Genomic DNA, 19,688 nt, shown 5'->3' with positions numbered 1-19,688 from the left:
GCATAACGCTCGGCTGGGCTTTAGCGGTCAATTAGGAGCATTACATCGCCGAGAGTTTCTCTTGGTCTAACACGCCAGACATACGCACCATAGCCAGCGCTTCGTCCAAGCTGCCCATCTCTTCGATCATCACTAACTCGCTCTCCAAACTCACCGGCTGACCGGCTGTTTCAGAGAGCAGTTTTTCAAGAGAGGCTATATCCATAGCGTCGTCTAATTGGTGAACATCTACTGAGGCGCTGTTGCGGCCCGGCAAATAGATGGTGCCATTAGAGAAATCCACGGCGTAGGCAATTACTCCGGGTACAATAAAAAACAGCAAGCCGACACCATTGGCGACAGCAATAACCGGATCAATATCACCGCTCAATTGCCCTTTACGCTCAGGGTGAAAAAGCGTACCACAACCACTCAATGACACGATGGAAACGCCAACCACGGCGCCGGTCAACCAGCGACGAACTGCTTGATGCATGAAGGTTCCCTCAAACAAAATAGTAACGATAGTCGAAATAGCATATTGAGCTTTCGTTTTTTGCCGACTATCGCGCCATAAAACTTGCTCAGTCTAGCACAACCATCCAAAAGCATAGATCAATTGAACATAAGCACTATTTTGCCGCTTTAACCGCTAGGCCGTACAATGGCCCCATTCAACGCCTCCAAGCACTTTTTCAAGAATTCAGTTTCAAAAACCAGTCTTAAAAAAACTTAAGGAATGCTCACGCCCATGCGCGCCAGCCAATTACTGATTGCCACACTCAAAGAAACTCCGGCTGACGCCGAAGTCATTAGCCACCAGCTAATGCTCCGTGCCGGGATGATTCGCCGTTTAACCTCAGGGCTATACACTTGGCTGCCCCTTGGCCTGCGCACACTGCGCAAGGTGGAAGCCATTGTGCGCGAAGAGATGAACCGTGCCGGTGCTCAAGAGGTACTGATGCCCGCCGTGCAGCCCGCTGAGCTTTGGCAGGAGTCTGGCCGTTGGGAGCAGTATGGCCCCGAGCTGTTACGCCTGAAAGATCGCCACGACCGCGACTACTGCGTCGGCCCGACCCACGAAGAAGTGATCACCGACCTGGTGCGCAAAGAGATTGCCAGCTATAAACAGCTGCCGGTCAATTTCTATCAGATTCAGACCAAGTTCCGTGACGAGATTCGCCCACGCTTTGGGGTAATGCGCTCCCGCGAGTTCATCATGAAGGATGCTTACTCCTTCCACCTGGATGAAGCCTCGCTGAAGCAGACCTACCAGGATATGTACGACGCCTACACACGCATTTTCACGCGGCTGGGCCTCGACTTTCGCCCGGTAATTGCCGACAACGGCTCTATCGGCGGCACCGGCTCCCATGAATTCCACGTACTGGCCGACTCGGGCGAAGACGATATCGTATTCTCCAACGCCTCCGAGTACGCCGCAAACATGGAAAAGGCCGAAGCCTTGCCTGCCCCAGTGGGCAGCGATATACAGCGCGAAGCACCTACCCAAGAGATGCATCTGGTAGATACACCTAATGCCAAGACCATTGCCGCCCTGGTTGAGCAGTTTGATCTGCCGATCGAGAAAACGGTCAAGACCCTCATCGTACGTGCCGCTGAAGGTGGCCTGATTGCCCTATTGGTGCGCGGTGATCATGAGCTGAACGAGGTAAAAGCAGAGAACCTTCCCCAAGTGGCGGCCCCGCTGACCATGGGCAGCGAAGAAGAAATTCGCGCAGCAGTTGGTGCAGGCTTTGGCTCGCTTGGCCCGGTGAACCTTGATATGCCCATTATTGCCGACCGCAGCGTTGCCCTGATGAGCGACTTTGGCGCGGGTGCCAATATTGAAGGCAAACACTATTTCGGCATTAACTGGGAGCGTGATGTTGCCCTTCCCGAGGTGGCCGACCTACGCAATGTGGTGGAAGGCGACCCTTCTCCCGACGGTCAAGGCACGCTCTCTATCAAGCGCGGCATCGAGGTTGGCCACGTCTTCCAGCTTGGCCAAAAGTACTCCCAGGCCATGAACGCCAACGTACTGGGCGACAACGGCAAAACCAGCCATCCTTGGATGGGTTGCTACGGCATCGGCGTGACCCGTGTGGTCGCCGCGGCCATTGAGCAGAACCACGATGAATCCGGCATTATCTGGCCTAACGCTATTGCGCCCTTCCAGGTGGCACTGGTGCCGATGAATGCACACAAATCCCAGCGTGTTCGCGAAGAGTCTGAACGTCTTTACCAAGCACTCACCGCCGCTGGCTTAGACGTCTTGCTGGATGACCGAGACACCCGGCCCGGCGTTAAATTTGCCGACTTGGAGCTGATGGGCGTTCCTCACCGCCTGGTAATCGGCGACCGCGGCCTGGACAACGGCGAACTGGAATATAAAGGACGTCGGGATAGCGAAGCCACCATGGTGCCTGCAGATCACATCATCGATTTTTTGCGTGAGAAAGCGAGTAGCTAAGACCGCAACGCTTTGCGGAGTCTTGCCGAGCGGCGCTGGACTTGTCACCACAAGCCCAGTGGCCGCTCAGCCGTTGCCGCAACGACTGCGATGGCAGTTTGGGCGAAACGTGGTACCCGGAGCGGGTATTGCAAGCATAGCGGAGTACCTGGCGTCAGGCAGCATTGCGTTAAGTGTTGGCCTACCGTTAAGCCAAACACATGACTTTCTTGCATAATCCATCCACTATTAAGTTTAATACTGCACGGGCTAACTAAGAGCCAGCTTAATACGGGATGCCGACCTCAATGCCAAAGCCAACACGACTGCGTCACCCTTTTATGGGTTTTGTCAGTGTATACCCACTCCCGCTATTGGCACTGGCGGTTATCAGCCTACTTATCCCCACCGCTAATGCCGCTCAGATAACCGTCAGCAGTAGTGATGGCCAACCCCTTGCGGATGCAGTTGTTGAGGTTTACTACGATTCGGCGGCGGCCAATCCTCCTCAGGAAGAGAGCATCTATCAGCGGGGTGCTGCCTTTCACCCCAAGGTACTCGCCGTACCGACCGGCAGCTATGTGGCATTTCCCAACCAAGACACCACCCGCCACCACGTCTACTCTTTTTCACCGGCCAAAACCTTTGATTTAAACCTCTACTTGCAAGAAACACCGCCACCGGTTCACTTCGACCAAGCAGGGGTTGTCGTCTTAGGGTGTAATATTCACGACCATATGCAGGCGTTTATTGTAGTCAGCGATGCCCCCTACTCGGCGATAACGGGCGCCGAAGGCATGCTTTCCCTGCCCATGCTGCCAGCTGGTGAGCATCGTGTGCGCGTGTGGCACCCGCAACTTGATGACAGCCAGCAAGTTTGGTGGGAAGGTATCATTACCGACAGCGACCAGTTGGAAGTCAATTTAGAACTCAACGCACTGCCACCTCCAGCGCCAACCCTCTCTCCCCTTCAGCAGCGATTTAAAGATGCTACTTAAGACCCTAGCAGGGTTCAGAAGGTGGAACTCAACCACTTAGTGAGGTTGCTATGCGCTTTAGAACGCGCCTAATGCTCGTACTATTGACAGTGGTTATTGTCTCGCAACTCGCTACCGGGGTGGCGTTTCTTCGTGCGACCCAAAACGACGTCATTGCAAAAGGCTCCCAACGTTTAGAAGTGGGTGCCAATGTATTGGAACAACTGCTGGACGCACGCGGTGAGCAGTTAGCTAATAACGTCGCCATTCTTGCCGATGACTTCGGTTTTAAAAGCGCCGTTTCCACCCAGGACACCGATACGCTCTACTCCGTATTGGCCAACCATGGTGATCGAGCCAAGGCGGATATCGTGTTACTCAGCGGCCTGGATGGGCGTATTTTGGCAAGCAGCCATCACGCGCAAAATAGCCCAATGCCTTTCCCGCAGTTGTTCGATCGAGCCAGCCAAGAAGGCGAAGCTGTTAGCGTCGTCATCGCCGAAGGGCAGCCGTACGAGTTTGCCCTGCTGCCAGTGCGTGCCCCCAACCTGATTGGCTGGGTGGGTATGGGCTTTTTAATCAATGAAGCGGTCACGGAAGAGATTAATGTATTAACCGGGTTGGACATCAGCGTAGTCAACTATCGCGACAACGGCGAGATCAGCTACCTTGCCAGTTCTCATCCCGAGCAGCTGGCCCTGGAATTAATGAGCGGGCGTGACGATGAGCTAATCGAAGGTGAATATGCCTTACACAGCCAGATGACGCCGGATGCCGAGTACCTGACCTACGCGTCTCAGCTCTATTCCGATGACGTCAACCAGACCTATGCGTTGTTACAACTCTCACGCAACGAGCTGCTTGGCGCTTACCGCTCGCTGCAGTGGCAACTGCTGGGAATCATTGCTTTGATCCTGCTGTTTACCGTGCTGATTGCGATGTGGAGCGCCCGGAGTATGAGCAAACCGTTAATGGAGTTGGCGAAGGCGGCACAGCGCATTGGGCGCGGAGAGCGTTTCACTGAGTTACCGATCGGTACTGAGCGCAGCGAAACCGGGCTTTTAGCGTCGACGCTACTGGCCATGCAGGAGGGTATCGCTCAGCGTGAGTCCACTCTTCATCATCAGTCCCGTCACGACTTACTTACCGACCTGCCCAATCGCATCAGCGCCCAGGAAGATATCAGCCTTTTGATCAAACGCGGCGAGCCGTTTACCCTTCTGCGCCTGGCGATTAACAACTTTCGCGACATTAATGACACCTTCGGCTACGCGCTGGGGGATCACGTGCTGGTCACCCTGGCCAAACGCTTGCAGCACTTTGATGGCTCGGAGAGCACAGCCTACCGGATTGATGGTGATGAGCTGCTACTACTCGTCAAGCAGTCAAGAAGCGACTTTGCCTGGCGTACCCGACTGTTCACTACGCTGCATCACCCTATCGATCTTGATAAATCACCCATCACACCCTCACTTTCAGCAGGGGAAACCAACTACCCCGACCATGGCGACAGCCCACAATTGTTGCTGCGGCGATCCGATATAGCGCTGGATATGGCACGCCGTCACCGGCACCACCACCAACGCTACCTGGAGGGTCAGGATGAGCACCATTTGCGCCAGCTCACCCTGATTCGCGATCTACAGGATGCGGTGGGCAACGGTGAACTGTGGATGGCCTACCAGCCCAAAGTAGACACCCGTAACGGCCGTGTCGATCAGTGCGAAGCGTTGATGCGCTGGCGTCACCCGTCGTTAGGTTTTGTGCCACCCGATGAGTTTATTAGCTTGGCCGAGCGTTCGGGAAGCATCAGCATGCTTAGCCACTGGATGTTAGCCAATGTCTGCGCTCAACTGCATGCTTGGCAGCAGCATGGTTACCACTTATCGGTAGCAGTTAATCTCTCCGCCAGTGATGTGGTGGATCGCCAATTAGCTGCTTATTTGGCTAGCCTGCTTGAGCGCTATCGTCTTGCCCCTGCCCGCCTGAGTATCGAAGTCACTGAAAGTGCCGTTATGCAGGACGTTGATGCCGCCATGGCCACGTTGATGGAGCTCAACCAACTAGGGCTGCGTATCGCGATTGACGATTACGGCACCGGCTACTCTTCCCTAGCGCAAATCAAACGCTTGCCCGTGGATGAACTCAAGATCGATAAATCGTTCGTGTTGGCCATTGATTCCCAAAAAGATGACTTGACGATTGTCAGCTCGACCATCGAAATGGGCCACAGCTTAGGACTGCGCTTAGTGGCCGAAGGCGTCGAGAATCGCGCCAGCGCCGAGCTGTTAAGCAAGCTTGGCTGTGACTTTTTACAGGGCTATTGGATTGCTAAACCAATGCCAGCTGATGAACTCCCCGCCTGGTTGGATAATTTTACGCCGCCCTCCTTGCCCCACCCGATGTCTTCCTTACTAAAGGCGTTCCAGAGAAAGCCATGATGTTATTTCAATCTATATTTTCACCATCCAGTTCACCCTTTCGGCACTTTTTTTTCAGCTGCCTTGCGGTCTGTTTAGCGCTTGCGGCCATGCCCTCCTATGCCGGTAGCCGTATTGTAAGTACGGGCGGAGTGAGTGCTATTGAAGGGGCCGCGGGGGGTGGCTTATCGCCTTGGGCAGTGCTGGCCAGCACCGCCAGCGAACAGGAAATCGGCGTCACTGCCGCCGCTACCCGTGCCTGGGTGGACGATTATCGGCTAACAGTGACCGGCGCAAGCCTGAATGTTTATGACCGTATTGAAGTCTCAGTGGCGCGTCAAACGCTTGATCTAGACACCCTGGGTGGCGAGCTAGGCCAGGATATTTACGGTGCTAAGGTGCGCTTGCTCGGTGATGTGCTCTATCACCCTTGGGGCATTTGGAGTGTTGGGATGCAACATAAACGACTGGTTGATGGCACCATTCCCACCGCCCTCGGTGCCGATAAAACAAGCGGTACCGATATGTATCTTAGCGCCAGCAAGTTGCTGTTTAGCGCTGTTGCCGGGCGCAATGTGCTATTCAACGCCACCCTGCGCAATACCAATGCCAACCAGGGCGGTCTGCTTGGCTTTGGCGGCGATCAGAGTAGCCGCTCGTGGATGGCCGAGGGGAGCGTGGGCGTTTTTATTACCCCGCAATGGGTTGTCGGTGCAGAGTATCGCCAGAAACCCGATAACCTAAGCGTAGTTAAAGAGGATGATTGGCAAAGTCTCTACAGTGCCTACTTCTTCAATAAGCACTTATCACTCACGGGCGCGTGGTTGAACTTAGGCGACATTGCCGGCCTACCTTCCCAACGCGGCGGCTATCTTTCACTTCAGGCAGCTTTCTAAGCGGGGCGCTATGAGCTTTCCACACAAATACAAGCGGACACACCGTGGTTTAATAACGGTTATTTTTGCAACAATCGCAATTACGCTCGCAGGCTGCACTCATCAGTCAGCCACTCAATCAACAACGCTTTACGAACGGCTTGGCGGTCAGGGCACTATCGACACGGTGGTCGAGAATCTCTTATACCGAATTGCGGATGATCCCGAAGTAGTGGTGTTTTTTGCTAACACCAATATCGATTTATTTGCTGAATCCCTGGCCAGCCAGCTATGCGATGTAAGCGATGGCCCCTGCCACTATGAAGGCCCGCCGATGGATCGTGCTCATCAACATATGGGGCTAACAGATGCACATTTTAATCGCTTGGTGGAACATCTCGATGCGGCTATGCAGGCGGAGGGTATTGCCCTTGGCGCACGTAATGAACTGCTGGGCAGACTCGCCCCTATGTACACAGACGTTATGCGTCTTCAGTAACCTGCCAACCGTCACGGCCCATCGCTTTTACCCGGTAGAGTGCTTTGTCGGCGGCTTCGTAAGCGTAGGGAAACGTTGCTTCATCGGCTACAAAACAGCTCCCGCCAACGCTTAACGTCACGCCTTTTTTATCCGGATGGGCAGAGTGGGCAAAACCAGCTTCCCGCAGCCCTTCAATTAGCTGACGGCAGTAACGCTTCAGCGTGTCGGTGTTCGGGCAGTGAAGTAGTGCCGCGAACTCATCGCCTCCCAAGCGGTAGAGCTGCGCTTCATCATTCAGCGTTTCACCAATCAATGTGGCCAATTGGCGCAAAAGGGTATCGCCTTGCGGATGCCCGTAGGCATCGTTGTACTGTTTAAAAAAGTCTATATCGACCAGAATCAGCCCCAGCGACTGGTGCTGCTGCACCAACACATCCTGATGCAAAGCGCTGCGATTACCGATCCCGGTGAGCGGGTCGCGCATGGCGCGTTTCATCCACTCGAAGGTCTCTTGAGTGGCGCGATCAGTGCGTCTTAGCTGGCGCTCATGGAGCCACCAAAACGCCAAGCCCATCACAAAGATCAATAAACTGGAGTAGGTCAGCACCTGACTATGCTGACGGGTGCTTTCGGAAAAATCGTTAATCGCTGCGCCCCGACGATCAAGCTGATCCATCTCAATATGGGTTAAGCATTGAATCGGTGCGAACAACGCCATCGCCGCAGCGATACGGTCAATGCCCCGCGCCGCGAGCAGCGCCACCAGCCGATCCAACTCCTTCAAACTAGGCTCAACGCAGGTATATTCACGCCGATAAATGTGCACATCGGCTAAGCCGTAGGCCAGGTCAATATCCAAGGCTGCGGCATCCAGCGCATCTTGCTCTGCCTGGTCACTCAATAGCTCGGATTGGGCATTTTGTAGGTAGACCCGTGCCCGAGTAGAAAGCTGCTGACCTGTAAGGCTCCCCGTCTGGCTGAAATAAGCCTGTATTTCGGGGTATACCCAGCGCGATTCATAAACAATCAACACCATAAGTGCCAAAAAGCTCATCAAGCTCAATGATAACCACGTAAAATAGCGGTGCTGGCGAGCTAAAGGCCGGGGACGAACTGTGGGCTGCGCGACGGGCCTAGTTTTGGATGTCACCACTTCGCCTCTATGCTACGAATCATCCAGATCCAGTCATTGAACTCACGCAGGTTTTCTACGTCGCGATCACCCTTGCCCTGATTATTGTAGTCACGCTCTACCAGCCGCACAGGGCCTCGCGTACGGATGGTGAGCGGATCGCCATCCTCAGAGCTAATCAGGTACCAGTTAGGGTCGTCCCACCCTTCTAAGGTAACCTCGTAGTCGTCCCAAGCGGTAAAGTGAAGCGCCGGGGGCACTTCGCCAAACTGTTCAATCAGAAAGGTGCGAAACTCGACGCCCTGCATCTCCACATCGCGCCCTTGATAGGGGTCATAGAGTGTAAACGTCGTATCAGACATGTCGTGCAAGTCACTTAAAGCGACCTTTTGAGTGACATCGCCGTTGATCATATTTACTGCCTGGGCAAAGGCAGTCGCGGGAAGTATTATGCCCACGACAATTAACGCGCACGCTAACCGATCACGTACACGACCCCACGGGCTGTGGTGTAAGGCAACTGCGTTCATGACAAAGCATCCTAGTGTAGTCATTGCTTCAATGGACTTTACCAGAGCACGCCTTGCATTGCTCATTAACGCACGCTATGCGATTGCAACTTTTCAGCACATTTCAGGCAAAAAAAAGCCAGCCCATGGTGGGCTGGCAACAGGAGGTTTACTGCGATAGCAAACCCCCTCCCCTGACAAGGTTTACACGAGGTGGGAAAGCTACTTTTTACGCTCATCTTTACGTAGATGATCACGAATCACGAAGCCCACCCACCCCAGCATAAAAACGATCACTAACGCGACGGTCACTAAGCCGAAAATAACTGTGTCATCCCAATACATGGTGAATCCCCCCGCCGTGATGTATGCGTTCATACTAGCCACTCAACGGCAGAAGAATGCTGACCTAGATCAAGTTACGGCAGGCGGGGGTAAGCGGTTAAACAGGAAATTGATACTGGTCAATTTTTGGGTGCTATTAACCTACAGCACCTTGCGGTCTTCGACTTTACTGTGTTCGGTACCTGGTGGTAACGGATGGCCTTTAGCTAATTCTGCACGGGTAGCTTCGCGTACGTCTAAAATGGTGACTTTATAGTTCAGCGTGCGCCCGGCCAGGGGGTGATTGGTATCGACGGTGACGCGGTCGCCATCGACTTTGAGTACCGTAACAATTTGCGGCCCGGCTTCGCCCTCAGTTTGAAAGCGGCTGCCCGGTTCCAACTCAGCGTTACCAAAAGAGCCACGGCTGACTTCTTGCACCAAATCTTCGTTACGCACACCGTAGGCATCCGCGGGCATTAGTTGAACGCTGAGCTCGGCACCAACGGTTTGACCTGCTAGTGCACTCTCCAACCCTGGCACGATATTGTCGTGGCCATGCAAATACTCTAGCGGCTTATTGCGCGCCTGGGAGTCATCCAATACCTGCTTGCTGCCATCGTTGAGCACGTCGCTGAGGACATAGTGCAAGGTAACTACCTGATGCGCCGTAATCGACATGGAAAACTCCTCTCCGGTAAGCTGTCGGTTTTGTGATAGAACTTCGCGATAGAACTTTGTGATAGCACTTTGCGATAAATACACTGCCTCAGTTTATCACTTGGCCGTTGCCAGCGTCTTTCCACCAGGAGTAGCGTTTAATGTTAAACCCCACCCCCCAGCGCACTTGGCTTGCTGCGCTGGCTATTTATTGTCGTGCCCCCGTTATTACCATGCTGTTTTTGGGGTTTTCTGCAGGCCTACCCTTTTTATTAGTGTTTTCAACACTCTCCGCCTGGCTGCGTAGCGACGGCGTGGAGGTAGCGGCAATTGGCTTTTTTGCCTGGATTGGCATGCTCTACTCGATCAAGTTTTTCTGGGCGCCGGTGGTAGACCGGTTAGCGCTCCCGATTTTGACCCGCGCCTTCGGCCAACGCCGCGGCTGGATGCTGTTAGCCCAGGGGTTGATCGTTGCGGGGTTAGTGGGGCTGGCCGGTTTGAGCCCGGTGGGTAATCTCGGCTGGGTGGCCCTCTTTGCACTGCTGGTGGCGTTTGGCTCAGCGACGCAGGATATCGCTATCGATGCCTATCGCATTGAGTCCGCCGATGACGATGTTCAGGCCGCCATGGCCTCGACCTATATTATTGGCTATCGCGGTGGCTTACTTGCCGCCGGTGCCGGCGCACTGTATATCGCGGCCTCTGCCTCTTGGGATGTGGCCTACATGAGCATGGCGGCGCTAATGGGCATTGGCGTTCTCACCGTGCTGCTGCGCCCTGAACCGAAGCGCGCTTCGCTTTCTATTCAACTTATCCATGAGCCTAAGGTACGGGCGTTTATTCGCGCCAGCCGCGGTAAGCCCAAACTGTTACGCCGCCTGGGTGCCTGGAGCATTGGTGCACTGGTCTGTCCGTTTACCGACTTTTTTCGCCGCTATGGAGTGAAAGCGCTGTGGATTTTGGTGTTTATTGCCGTATTTAGAATCAGCGATTTGGCCATGGCCTCCATGGCCAACCCGCTGTATATCGACCTGGGCTTCTCGCTGGCAGAGATTGCTAACGTGACCAATATATTCGGCATTGCGATGAGCATTACCGGTGGAATTCTAGGCGGGCTATGCGTGGCGCGCTACGGCATTGGCCCGCTGCTGATCTTCGGCGCGGGGTTGGTGATGGTAACTAACCTGCTGTTTGCCGTGCTTGCCGTGGTGGGTAATCAGTTGCCCATGCTGGTGGTGACGATTATCGGCGATAACCTTGCCAATGGCTTAGCCAGTGCGGTGTTTATCGCCTTTCTTTCCAGTCTCACATCACGCGCCTATACTGCAACGCAGTACGCGCTGTTCTCATCACTAATGACGCTGCCAGGAAAGTTTTTGAGCGGTTTTGGTGGGCTGGTCGTAACCTCTCAGGGCTACCCAAGCTTCTTTGTCATCGCAACGTTATTGGGCCTTCCCGCCATTATCTTGGCAATTTGGATCAGCCGAGACAAGCAGTTAGTACCTACCCCCAAGCCTGCTTAAGCAGGCTTGAAGGTTTAGGCTAGCGGTGTGCTTCGAGCCAGTCCAAGGCCCCTGGCGTAGTCCGCCACTGATCGCGCATCAAGGTGCGGTACTGCCACGCTTCCGCCCGGGAGCCGGGGTCAACTTGACCATCGGGGTGAGGCATGGAAGGCCGCGGGCTCTCTGCACAAATTAGCTCTAACGCGTAACGGTTATGGCCAAGCACATCGCCTAGCGCCGCTTCTGCCGCCTCACGCTGCTCTAACCGATAGAGTGCCAGGGCTTTACCCATCAAAAGCCCCAGTACCAGCGAGCCGTCGTCGTCACTCTCTTCCGCAAGTGCCAACGCTTCCTCGTTGCGATCATCGCGCAGCAGCTGGTCAAGTACCAGCTCGCGCAGGCCCAAGCTATCCTCCTGGTCGATCAGCAGTAGCTCCTCGGCGAGCTCCCTGGAGTGCTGTCGCGCCCCGCGCTCCATGCCAACCACCAACGCTAACCCCGTGCGTAGCAGCATGGCGTTGTTGGCATCGTCCCAGCAAAGGTTGCCGTCGCCTTCGGCGCGGGCTTGTTCCAACCACCTTGAGAGGCGCAGCGCCAATGGTTCCAGCAGGCTTGGGGCCATCCACGGCAGGCTGCCAAAGCGGCTGGTGAGCGCCAACGTTAAGTCTTGCACTACCTGTGGGGCGTCCAGCCACTCGGGATGTGCACAGAGTGCCGACATCCACTCAATGGCGTTGCCCCAGGGGTCATCTCGGAAGCCCAACGCTACGTCTTCATCCACCAACACCTGAAACTGCTCATGCCAAGCGGCAAACAGAGTCTCTTCACGAGCACTGGTGTTATATAGCAATCGCCCACTTTCAGGGTCGGCGCTTACATCGATTTTGGGGGCAGTGGGCAGCGCGGCCAGCAATGCCTGAAGCGCTACCAGCGGCGTTGCCAGATCCTCTTCCGCACTCAGCAACTGATCGGCAAGCGTCGCACCGGGGTTATCCGCCAACGCGGCTAAAAAATCCAGCTGATCTTCATCCAGGTCACCCTGGCGAACCAGGCGACGATACCAGAAATTGGCGCGCTCTTTGGCTTCCTGTTCGTGCCCTTCATGCAGCAACAGCATGGCTTCGATGTAGGCCAAGGTAGGCGAATCGGGCAGCGCCTGCTGAGCCTTCACAAAGGCACCGCGGGCACTATCCAGGTCATCGTTATCCAAGTGCATCAGGCATAAACGCTCAAGAGCCACGCCGCGCAAAAACAGCGGCCCCCGCTCCATCACATCATCAAGTAGGTCAGCACGTTTACGGCTAAAACCGCGCTCTTGATAAATATCCAGCAGGATTTCAAAGGCAGGCTCGGCCTGCTCAGGCAGCCGTGACCAGTCACTACCATCGAAGAGTGATTCAAGGATTTGCATAGCGCGGCCCGTCTGACCGCTTTCAGCAGCAATCAACCCGGCTTCCAGTAGCGCTTGAGCCGGAGCCTGTCGGCTATCCAACGCGGCTTTCAGGGTCGCGCCCTTCCATTCGCGCAGCGAGAGCATCCACATCATCTGATCGGGGATCTCAGTGGGAAACTCGATCTGATAGCAACACTGCTTGAATTTGCGCCCTGAGTCACACCAGCACGGTTCATTACGCCCCGGCGTGGCGAGGGGCTCACAGGCAAAGTCGAGCCGCTCTAGCGGTGTTTGCGACCACAGCACTGGTGCCAGCGCTTGGGCCATGGACACATCGCCTTCAAATGAATCCGCGCCTTTGGCACGCACCCAGGTCATAAAATCCGGATAGTGTTCTTGTTGCCTGATTGCCGAGAGTGCCCCGGAGGCGAATCCCAGCAGCTGATCGACCCATACCGCCAGCATTGCCGTCTCCATGTTGTGACAGGATGGCTTGTTAAACGATGTCGTGTTCAACGATATCGAATTAAACAATGACCTGTTTAAAAGCGGCATAGTTTAGCATGAAGGCCGACATGGTCGCAGTGGCAATCGGTTGATCATTAATAGGCTCGATGTAATAGCGGAAGCGTGCGCTCGTGCATATTCAGTCGCGCGCCCAAACGCACTAAATTCCAATAGTGACCGTTCAGCGCCCGGGAAAGCAGCAGCGTTTCTGCGGGAGGCTGTAGGCGATCCATCGCCGCCCACACTTTAGGGGTTAGCTCGCGCAGGCGACGGTGCACCCGCACATCGCTGAAATCCTGCTCGCCCGGCTCAAACAGTGGCGCGATACATTCAGCAGATTCACGATAGAGCGCCAGCGGCGCGCCCTGCCCCTGGCGGCCACCCATTTGCATCAAGGCTTCGTCCATCCCCATGGGGTCATGCTTCAAGGTGGCATCCAACAGTTGCATCATCGCCGTTATACGCGCATCGGGGACCACAATTACCGCGCCCAAATCGTAAATCACCAGCCGCCCTTGGGCATCGGCTGCGAAATTACCCGCATGGGGGTCGGCATGTAGTTCGCCGTAGGTAAACAGCTCTTGGGTAATCCAGTCTGCTAATGTCTCGGCAATACCCTGGCGCGTCGTGTCATCTGCCTCGGCTAATTCGCGCAATGGCGCTCCTTCCACGTAGCGCATCGCCAGCACATGGGGGCCGGAGAGCGCTGGCAAAGGCTCGGGAATCACTAGCCGTAGATCATCTTTATAGCGCTCACGGTAACGGGCCAACGCAGCAGCTTCGGCGTGATAATCCAGTTCCCCACGCAGGCTTTCGGCGAGCTCTTCAAACAGCGCGTCCAAGCGCGCCTGGGGTACTTTGAACCAGCGGCCTAAACGCATAATGCGTCGCACCTGGATTAAATCACTCTCCAACACCTCAGCAAGGCCGGGGTACTGCACCTTGAGCACGACCGTTTCGCCCTCATGAGTGGTCGCGCGGTGAACCTGCCCCATGGAGGCGCTGGCAAAGGGGCGCTCCTCGACTTCGCTGAAATAGTGGTCAATGTCGCCGTACTGCTGAACCAGCGCTTCATGAATACGTGGCCAGGGCATCGGTTCGGCTTGGCGCTGCAGGCGGGCAAGCTCCTCGGCGAGATCGGGCGGTAGCAGATCGTCCCACTGGGACATAATTTGGGCAAGCTTCATGGCCGGGCCTTTAAGCTCTGAAAGCCCCTCAAACAGCGCTTCGCCCAGGGCTCGCCAATCCGCTTGGCCACCTAAACGGGTTTTCAGCAGCGCTCCACCAGTGCGTGCACCCAACCCCATTAAACGTCGTGTTCTACCTCGATCACGCATTGATGATGCCCCTTAAATACCAGCCCTGACCATCAAATAGATTGCTATCAAACAGATTGCTAGCCAACAAAACTATTTGTACATAATTTATACAACTTAACAGTATCAGCAATTTATCGCATCACTACATTGACCTGCCCCCTCTGGCGCCAATGCTGGCCAGCGTCTGCTACCATAGGCGCCATCAAAGGATACGATGAAGGCTTCGCTGCTATGCGCCTGATAATTGCCGAAAAACCCAGCCTCGCCCAAGCCATTGCCGAGGCGTTACCGGGCACTAGCAAACGCCAGGAGGGCGCGGTGCTATGTGGCGACACCACGGTCACTTGGTGCCTAGGGCACTTATTAGAGCAAGCGCCACCGGAAGCCTATGACCCCGCTGACAAGCAGTGGCGGCTGGATCGGCTCCCTATCGTGCCGCAGCAGTGGAAGCTGATGCCACGCCCCAAGGCGCGTGGGCAGCTCGCGGTGATTCGCAAGCTGATCAAACAAGCCACCGATGTGGTTCACGCGGGTGACCCTGACCGCGAAGGTCAGCTGCTGGTGCAGGAAGTGATCGAGTACATGAAGTACCGTGGCCCGGTACAACGGCTGCTGATCAGCGACCTTAATAAACCTGCAGTGAGCCGGGCGCTTGCCAAGCTACGCTCCAACGCCGATTACCAGCCGCTGTTTCAGGCAGCCCAGGCCCGCTCTCGCGCCGACTGGCTGTATGGCATTAACCTAACCCGTGCCTGGACACTCACCGGCCGACAAGCGGGGCACGACGGTGTGCTTTCTGTCGGCCGTGTGCAAACCCCAGTACTGGGATTAATCGTGCGCCGCGATAACGCCATCCGTGATTTTGTGCCTCATCCGTTTTATCCACTATGGGTGGATCTCAAGGTTGCCCAAGGTCAACTGCGCGCCTGGTGGGCGCCCAAAGAGCACCAACCCCTTGACGATCAAGGCCGTTTGATTGACCGCAGGCCCGCCGATGCCCTGGCGGCTCAGTTACCCGGCGCATCAGGGCAACTCACCAAGCTCGACCAGCAGGAGAAACGCCAGGCACCGCCACTGCCCTACTCGCTCTCTGCTCTTCAGGTAGACGCCGCCCGCCGCCACGGGCTCTCTGCGCAGATGGTGCTGGATATTTGCCAGCGGCTCTACGAGCGCCACAAGTTGATCACCTACCCCCGTTCAGACTGCCGCTACCTACCCGAGGAGCATCTTCAGCTTGCTCAGCGCAGCCTCACCAGTGCCTGCCAGAACGATGAAGCGCTTCAGCAGTGGCTGAATGGAGCAGACTTTACCCTGCGCTCCAAGGCGTGGAACGATAAGCAGGTCGGTGCCCACCACGCAATCGCACCGACCGGAAAACCCGCTGATTTCAGCCAGCTCTCCGCTACCGAAGGCCATGTGTTTCGGTTGATCGTGCGCAACGTGATGGCGCAGTTCTACCGTCCTCTGCGCACCTTCGAAGTCAAAGCCGAATTTACGCTGCTTAATGAAGCCTTCCGCGCCCGCGGGCAAAGCATTCTCGACCCCGGCTGGAAACCGCTATTCACTACTCGGGATGAAACACCACCGCTGCCGCCGCTGACCCAAGGCGAGCCCTGCCAGGCGCTGGGAGCAGGCGTAGAGGAGAAGGAAACCCGCCCACCGGAACCATTCACTGATGCCAGCCTGATCAAGGCCATGATGAACATTGGCCGCTACGTGGACGACCCGGAAGTGCGCCGTACGCTTCGCGACACCGATGGCCTGGGCACCGAAGCCACCCGGGCGGGCATTATCGAAACCCTGGTACAGCGCGGCTACCTGGTACGCCAGCAAAAAGCCCTGCGTGCCACCAAACTGGGTAGCGCCCTAATCGCCGCCCTGCCCAGCGCGGTAAGCACGCCGGAGCGCACCGCATTATGGGAGCAGCGCCTGCGCGCAATTTCCGAACAGCAGGACGACCCTGGCGCGTTTCAGCAAGCGCTGTTGGATGATTTACGCGGCCTGCTCACCCACAGTGACGCTGCCAAGCTCAGGCAGAGCCTGCAAACCGCCCAGGGTGAGGCCGGTGGCCCGCCGAAACGCACGGGTAAGCCGAGAAAGAGCTATGCAAGAAGGAAAAGCCCCAGTGGGAGAAAGAAGGCTTCCAACAAATAACAATTATACCGTCTGGATGTAGTTCCCTGATTATAAAAAGGCGAGGCCTTACCAGAGGATTTAACTCTCTGTTCATTCACGCCCTCTAGTTTTTGCATTCGGCTCCCATCAAATATCGGTATTGTCTTCGTCATCGCCCAAGGACGAAGACTTTTTGTTGCTGATTGAACCGGAAAAGAAAGGCACTACGTAGAGGACTACCCAGGCCAGCAGCGTACACAGAACCGCCGTCTGCTCGCGTCCCAGGCCGACGGCTATGCCAATTGCCGCCGTTAACCAAACCCCTGCCGCCGTGGTAAGCCCGGACGTACCTTTTTCATCTTTACGGGTGATAATGGTGCCGGCACACAGAAAACCGATGCCTGCAATCACGCCTTGGATGACCCGGCTCATTTCCGCATCAGAGATACCCGTTTGCTGAGGTATAAATATAAACAAAGCCGCCCCCATACAGACCAGCATATGGGTGCGTATTCCAGCGGCCTTGCCTCTCTGCTCTCGCTCGAGCCCCAATAGACCGCCTAGTACAGCCGCCAATAGCAAGCGAATCACAACAATGATGAATTCACTCAGGTCATTAAAATCTGAAAACTCGGATATTATAGTATTAATAATTACTTCCATCGTTTCGTTCCTTGATTGCCAGAGCGACGGCTCTTAAATACTATGAGTTGAATTCAGGGGAACAGCATTTCTCACCTGCAGTAGGACGAGCATCAGCTCGGAGATACACTTTAGAAGCTCCTTGAACAACAGCGAAGCTTCGAAGGTCATCCAGCAGCGTGGCCTGTTAACCAAGTCAGTAAGGTGGATGGGTAGCTTGCCTATAAGATAACGGTATAAAAGTCCTCCACTATCAATTCATCAACGTACACAACCCACCCGGCACCGCCAAAACCCAATCACTGATCGCTTGAATGGTTGGGTCATGCCGTCGGCTTTCTGGGTAGACCAGAAAGAACGGCTTACCTTCAAATTCGGGGCCGAAAGGTTGCACCAAACGCCCCTCTTCCAACTCATCCTGAATCAACTGGCGGCTCATCAGCGCTACACCCTGCTCCCCAACGGCAGCCGAGATAGCGTGGGTCTCATCAGAAAAGACCAGCCCGGCACTCACGTCCAGCCCAGGTACCCTTGCTTCTTTCTGCCACGTCGCCCAATCCAGTGGTGATGATATGGCCCCCTGACTGCTGAAGTGAATCAATGGGTGCAAAGGTAGCTGTTCTACCTCGTGTAGACCAAGGCGTGGGCTACAGGTCGGGATAAAGGTGTTATCAAACAGCTTCTCGGCGACCAACCCTGGCCAACGGCCATCGCCATAGCGAATGGCAATGTCTGCCGTTACCCCATCCAGAGGAACCGACTCATGCGAAGCATGAATACGCAGATCTATATCTGGATGGGAGTCACGCAGCATACACACCCAGGGCAGCAACCAGCGCACCGCAACCGCTGGCGTTGTAGAGAGCGTAACGGTTTGGCGAACAGGTACAGCACTCAACCGCTCGACAACATGACTAATGCTATCAAACGCAGTCTCCAGAACCTGCAGTAGCTCACGGCCCTGAGGTGTCAGCGCCAACTGTCGGGGTTTACGTAAAAATAGGGTAACGCCTAGCGCCTCTTCAAGACCCCGAACCTGATGGCTAATGGCAGTGGCAGTAACGGATAATTCCTGCGCCGCCTGCTTGGCACTTTCATGGCGGGCAGCGGCTTCGAAAGCTCGTAGTGCTGAAAGCGAGGGTAATCGGCGATGGTTCATGAATGAGTTTCACTCATCTATAGCTGCAAGAAAAGATCGTTTGTTCAGGCTGAAAGGCAAAGCCTAAGCTAAGCCTGTTGTTAATCATAGATGAGTTCAACTCAGATTAGGAGGCCACCATGACACACATCCTGCATATAGACGCTAGCGCCCGCCCCGGTATTGCTGGCACAGATAACCACGGCTCGCATAGTCGCCATTTAACCTATCAGTTTGTCAGCCAGTGGCAATCAAGCCGACCGCAAGACACGGTTACCTATCGCGATATTGGTCAAAACCCACCGTCGATTATCAGCCACGACTGGATTGCGTCTGCCTTCGCCCCCGAAGAGCACCGAGAAAGCTGGATGAAGGACGCACTGACAGAGAGCGACCATCTGATTGATGAGTTAATTGCTGCTGATATTGTGGTAATCGGAACGCCGCTATACAACTTCGGTATGCCTGCCGCCCTCAAGGCGTGGGTCGACCAAGTAGTACGGCCCGGTCGAACGGTAGAGTTCGATGACACCAACCCGATAGACCCTTACATACCCAAGCTCACAGACCGAAAAAGGCATGCCGTTGTGCTCACCGCTAGAGGCGGCGTAAATATGGCGCCAGGTGAAGAAATGGCCCATATGAACCACCTTGAGCCACACTTGGCCACAGCACTGGCATTTATCGGCATCACTCGCGTTCACTACATCGCGATCGAAGGACAGGAAGTGGGCGGCGAGGTATTGGCCAAATCGGTTGCTGCCGCGATACAGAAAGTTGAAACGCTTGTTGAAGAGTTGCAGGTAGCGTTGGAAAGCACGCCATCACCTCAACCGGCCTAAATTATAGTTAATGGTCTTTCATCGTAAATACGCTGAAGTATAAGGAGCGGCTATCGCTACCCAAGGATGTCCGCTCCTTTATGCCCTTCTGGTACACCTTGAACTAATAGCACATCGCCCTCTGTATTCCGGGTACGCAATGGGCGGATCGCTTTATAAGCAGCCGAGTCATACCAACCTTGCGCATGCTCCATGGAAGGAAATTCAATCACCACCATATCCCCTGTCCACCCTCCCTCAAGCGGAATGTATGGCCCACCATGCACGAGGTATTTGCCCGAGAACGGCGCGAGGGTTGCATCAATGCCTTCTAAATATTGTTTAATTTCAGGATCGAATCGGGTTTCGCGGATAAGAGCAACGGCGTAAGCAGACATTATCACCATCCTTCATTTAAACGAAAAGAGACCTCCTCCCCAGC

General features: G+C 55.2%; 18 protein-coding genes. 8 read left to right on the top strand and 10 right to left on the bottom strand.

The genetic code is table 11. The annotated features are described in order from the left end of the window. Positions 1 to 40: 40 nt before the first annotated feature. Positions 41 to 475, bottom strand: a complete 435-nt coding sequence (locus tag LMS44_RS09785) for a hypothetical protein (RefSeq protein ID WP_022523720.1) — start codon at positions 473 to 475, stop codon at positions 41 to 43. A gap of 255 nt (positions 476 to 730) precedes the next feature. On the opposite strand from LMS44_RS09785, the gene LMS44_RS09780 reads away from it, so the two are divergent. From LMS44_RS09780 to LMS44_RS09760, 5 genes are all read left to right on the top strand, one after another. Further along, a complete protein-coding gene (locus LMS44_RS09780; RefSeq protein WP_476489302.1) occupies positions 731 to 2,452 on the top strand; it encodes a proline--tRNA ligase in 1,722 nt (573 codons plus the stop codon). Positions 2,453 to 2,739: 287 nt separating this feature from the next. Further along, positions 2,740 to 3,429, top strand: a complete 690-nt coding sequence (locus tag LMS44_RS09775) for a cupredoxin domain-containing protein (RefSeq protein ID WP_022523722.1) — start codon at positions 2,740 to 2,742, stop codon at positions 3,427 to 3,429. 50 nt (positions 3,430 to 3,479) lie between these two features. Further along, complete coding sequence (locus LMS44_RS09770; RefSeq protein ID WP_476489301.1) at positions 3,480 to 5,849, top strand: bifunctional diguanylate cyclase/phosphodiesterase; 2,370 nt, start codon at positions 3,480 to 3,482, stop codon at positions 5,847 to 5,849. 131 nt (positions 5,850 to 5,980) lie between these two features. Beyond that, a complete protein-coding gene (locus LMS44_RS09765; RefSeq protein ID WP_278371362.1) occupies positions 5,981 to 6,724 on the top strand; it encodes a DUF3034 family protein in 744 nt (247 codons plus the stop codon). A gap of 10 nt (positions 6,725 to 6,734) precedes the next feature. Beyond that, complete coding sequence (locus tag LMS44_RS09760; protein WP_022523725.1) at positions 6,735 to 7,202, top strand: group I truncated hemoglobin; 468 nt, start codon at positions 6,735 to 6,737, stop codon at positions 7,200 to 7,202. Here LMS44_RS09760 and LMS44_RS09755 read toward each other — a convergent pair. The 4 genes from LMS44_RS09755 to LMS44_RS09740 all read right to left on the bottom strand — a co-directional run bounded on the left by LMS44_RS09755 (position 7,186) and on the right by LMS44_RS09740 (position 9,830). Then, positions 7,186 to 8,238, bottom strand: a complete 1,053-nt coding sequence (locus LMS44_RS09755) for a GGDEF domain-containing protein (RefSeq protein ID WP_171051138.1) — start codon at positions 8,236 to 8,238, stop codon at positions 7,186 to 7,188. The genes LMS44_RS09760 and LMS44_RS09755 overlap by 17 nt on opposite strands. Before the next feature lie 92 nt (positions 8,239 to 8,330). After that, complete coding sequence (locus LMS44_RS09750; protein WP_022523727.1) at positions 8,331 to 8,846, bottom strand: hypothetical protein; 516 nt, start codon at positions 8,844 to 8,846, stop codon at positions 8,331 to 8,333. Positions 8,847 to 9,047: 201 nt separating this feature from the next. Beyond that, complete coding sequence (gene ccoM, locus LMS44_RS09745) at positions 9,048 to 9,203, bottom strand: cytochrome c oxidase subunit CcoM (RefSeq protein ID WP_022523728.1); 156 nt, start codon at positions 9,201 to 9,203, stop codon at positions 9,048 to 9,050. Positions 9,204 to 9,311: 108 nt separating this feature from the next. Continuing rightward, a complete protein-coding gene (locus LMS44_RS09740; RefSeq protein WP_022523729.1) occupies positions 9,312 to 9,830 on the bottom strand; it encodes an FKBP-type peptidyl-prolyl cis-trans isomerase in 519 nt (172 codons plus the stop codon). A 140-nt stretch (positions 9,831 to 9,970) separates the two neighbouring features. On the opposite strand from LMS44_RS09740, the gene LMS44_RS09735 reads away from it, so the two are divergent. Further along, positions 9,971 to 11,332: an AmpG family muropeptide MFS transporter gene (locus LMS44_RS09735; protein ID WP_009286498.1), complete on the top strand. Its 1,362-nt coding sequence runs from the start codon at positions 9,971 to 9,973 to the stop codon at positions 11,330 to 11,332. 19 nt (positions 11,333 to 11,351) lie between these two features. Here LMS44_RS09735 and LMS44_RS09730 read toward each other — a convergent pair whose 3' ends face one another. Both LMS44_RS09730 and LMS44_RS09725 read right to left on the bottom strand, forming a co-directional pair. Then, entirely contained in the window at positions 11,352 to 13,169 is a 1,818-nt protein-coding gene (locus LMS44_RS09730; protein ID WP_022523731.1) for an SEC-C domain-containing protein, read from the bottom strand. 137 nt (positions 13,170 to 13,306) lie between these two features. Continuing rightward, on the bottom strand, positions 13,307 to 14,548 hold the full coding sequence (locus LMS44_RS09725; RefSeq protein ID WP_476489300.1) for an ABC1 kinase family protein: 1,242 nt from the start codon (positions 14,546 to 14,548) through the stop codon (positions 13,307 to 13,309). A 213-nt stretch (positions 14,549 to 14,761) separates the two neighbouring features. Here LMS44_RS09725 and LMS44_RS09720 point away from each other — a divergent pair, with 213 nt between their 5' ends. Beyond that, positions 14,762 to 16,684 carry a DNA topoisomerase III gene (locus LMS44_RS09720; RefSeq protein ID WP_022523733.1) on the top strand — a complete coding sequence of 641 codons (1,923 nt, stop codon included), beginning with the start codon at positions 14,762 to 14,764 and terminating at the stop codon, positions 16,682 to 16,684. A 108-nt stretch (positions 16,685 to 16,792) separates the two neighbouring features. Here the strand turns inward: LMS44_RS09720 and LMS44_RS09715 are convergent, their stop codons facing one another. Together LMS44_RS09715 and LMS44_RS09710 are read right to left on the bottom strand one after the other, a co-directional pair. Next, a complete protein-coding gene (locus LMS44_RS09715; RefSeq protein WP_022523734.1) occupies positions 16,793 to 17,308 on the bottom strand; it encodes an MgtC/SapB family protein in 516 nt (171 codons plus the stop codon). 232 nt (positions 17,309 to 17,540) lie between these two features. Then, positions 17,541 to 18,446 carry a LysR substrate-binding domain-containing protein gene (locus LMS44_RS09710; RefSeq protein WP_022523735.1) on the bottom strand — a complete coding sequence of 302 codons (906 nt, stop codon included), beginning with the start codon at positions 18,444 to 18,446 and terminating at the stop codon, positions 17,541 to 17,543. A 119-nt stretch (positions 18,447 to 18,565) separates the two neighbouring features. Between LMS44_RS09710 and LMS44_RS09705 the strand changes: the two genes are divergently transcribed. Then, positions 18,566 to 19,267: an FMN-dependent NADH-azoreductase gene (locus tag LMS44_RS09705; RefSeq protein ID WP_022523736.1), complete on the top strand. Its 702-nt coding sequence runs from the start codon at positions 18,566 to 18,568 to the stop codon at positions 19,265 to 19,267. A gap of 56 nt (positions 19,268 to 19,323) precedes the next feature. Here the strand turns inward: LMS44_RS09705 and LMS44_RS09700 are convergent, their stop codons facing one another. Next, complete coding sequence (locus tag LMS44_RS09700; RefSeq protein ID WP_022523737.1) at positions 19,324 to 19,644, bottom strand: DUF1330 domain-containing protein; 321 nt, start codon at positions 19,642 to 19,644, stop codon at positions 19,324 to 19,326. Positions 19,645 to 19,688 lie beyond the last annotated feature (44 nt).

This window comes from Halomonas profundus (assembly GCF_020865425.1).
Taxonomy (GTDB): domain Bacteria; phylum Pseudomonadota; class Gammaproteobacteria; order Pseudomonadales; family Halomonadaceae; genus Vreelandella; species Vreelandella titanicae.
Note: the sequence above shows the minus strand (reverse complement) of the source record. Positions and strands in the feature narration are given on the sequence as shown.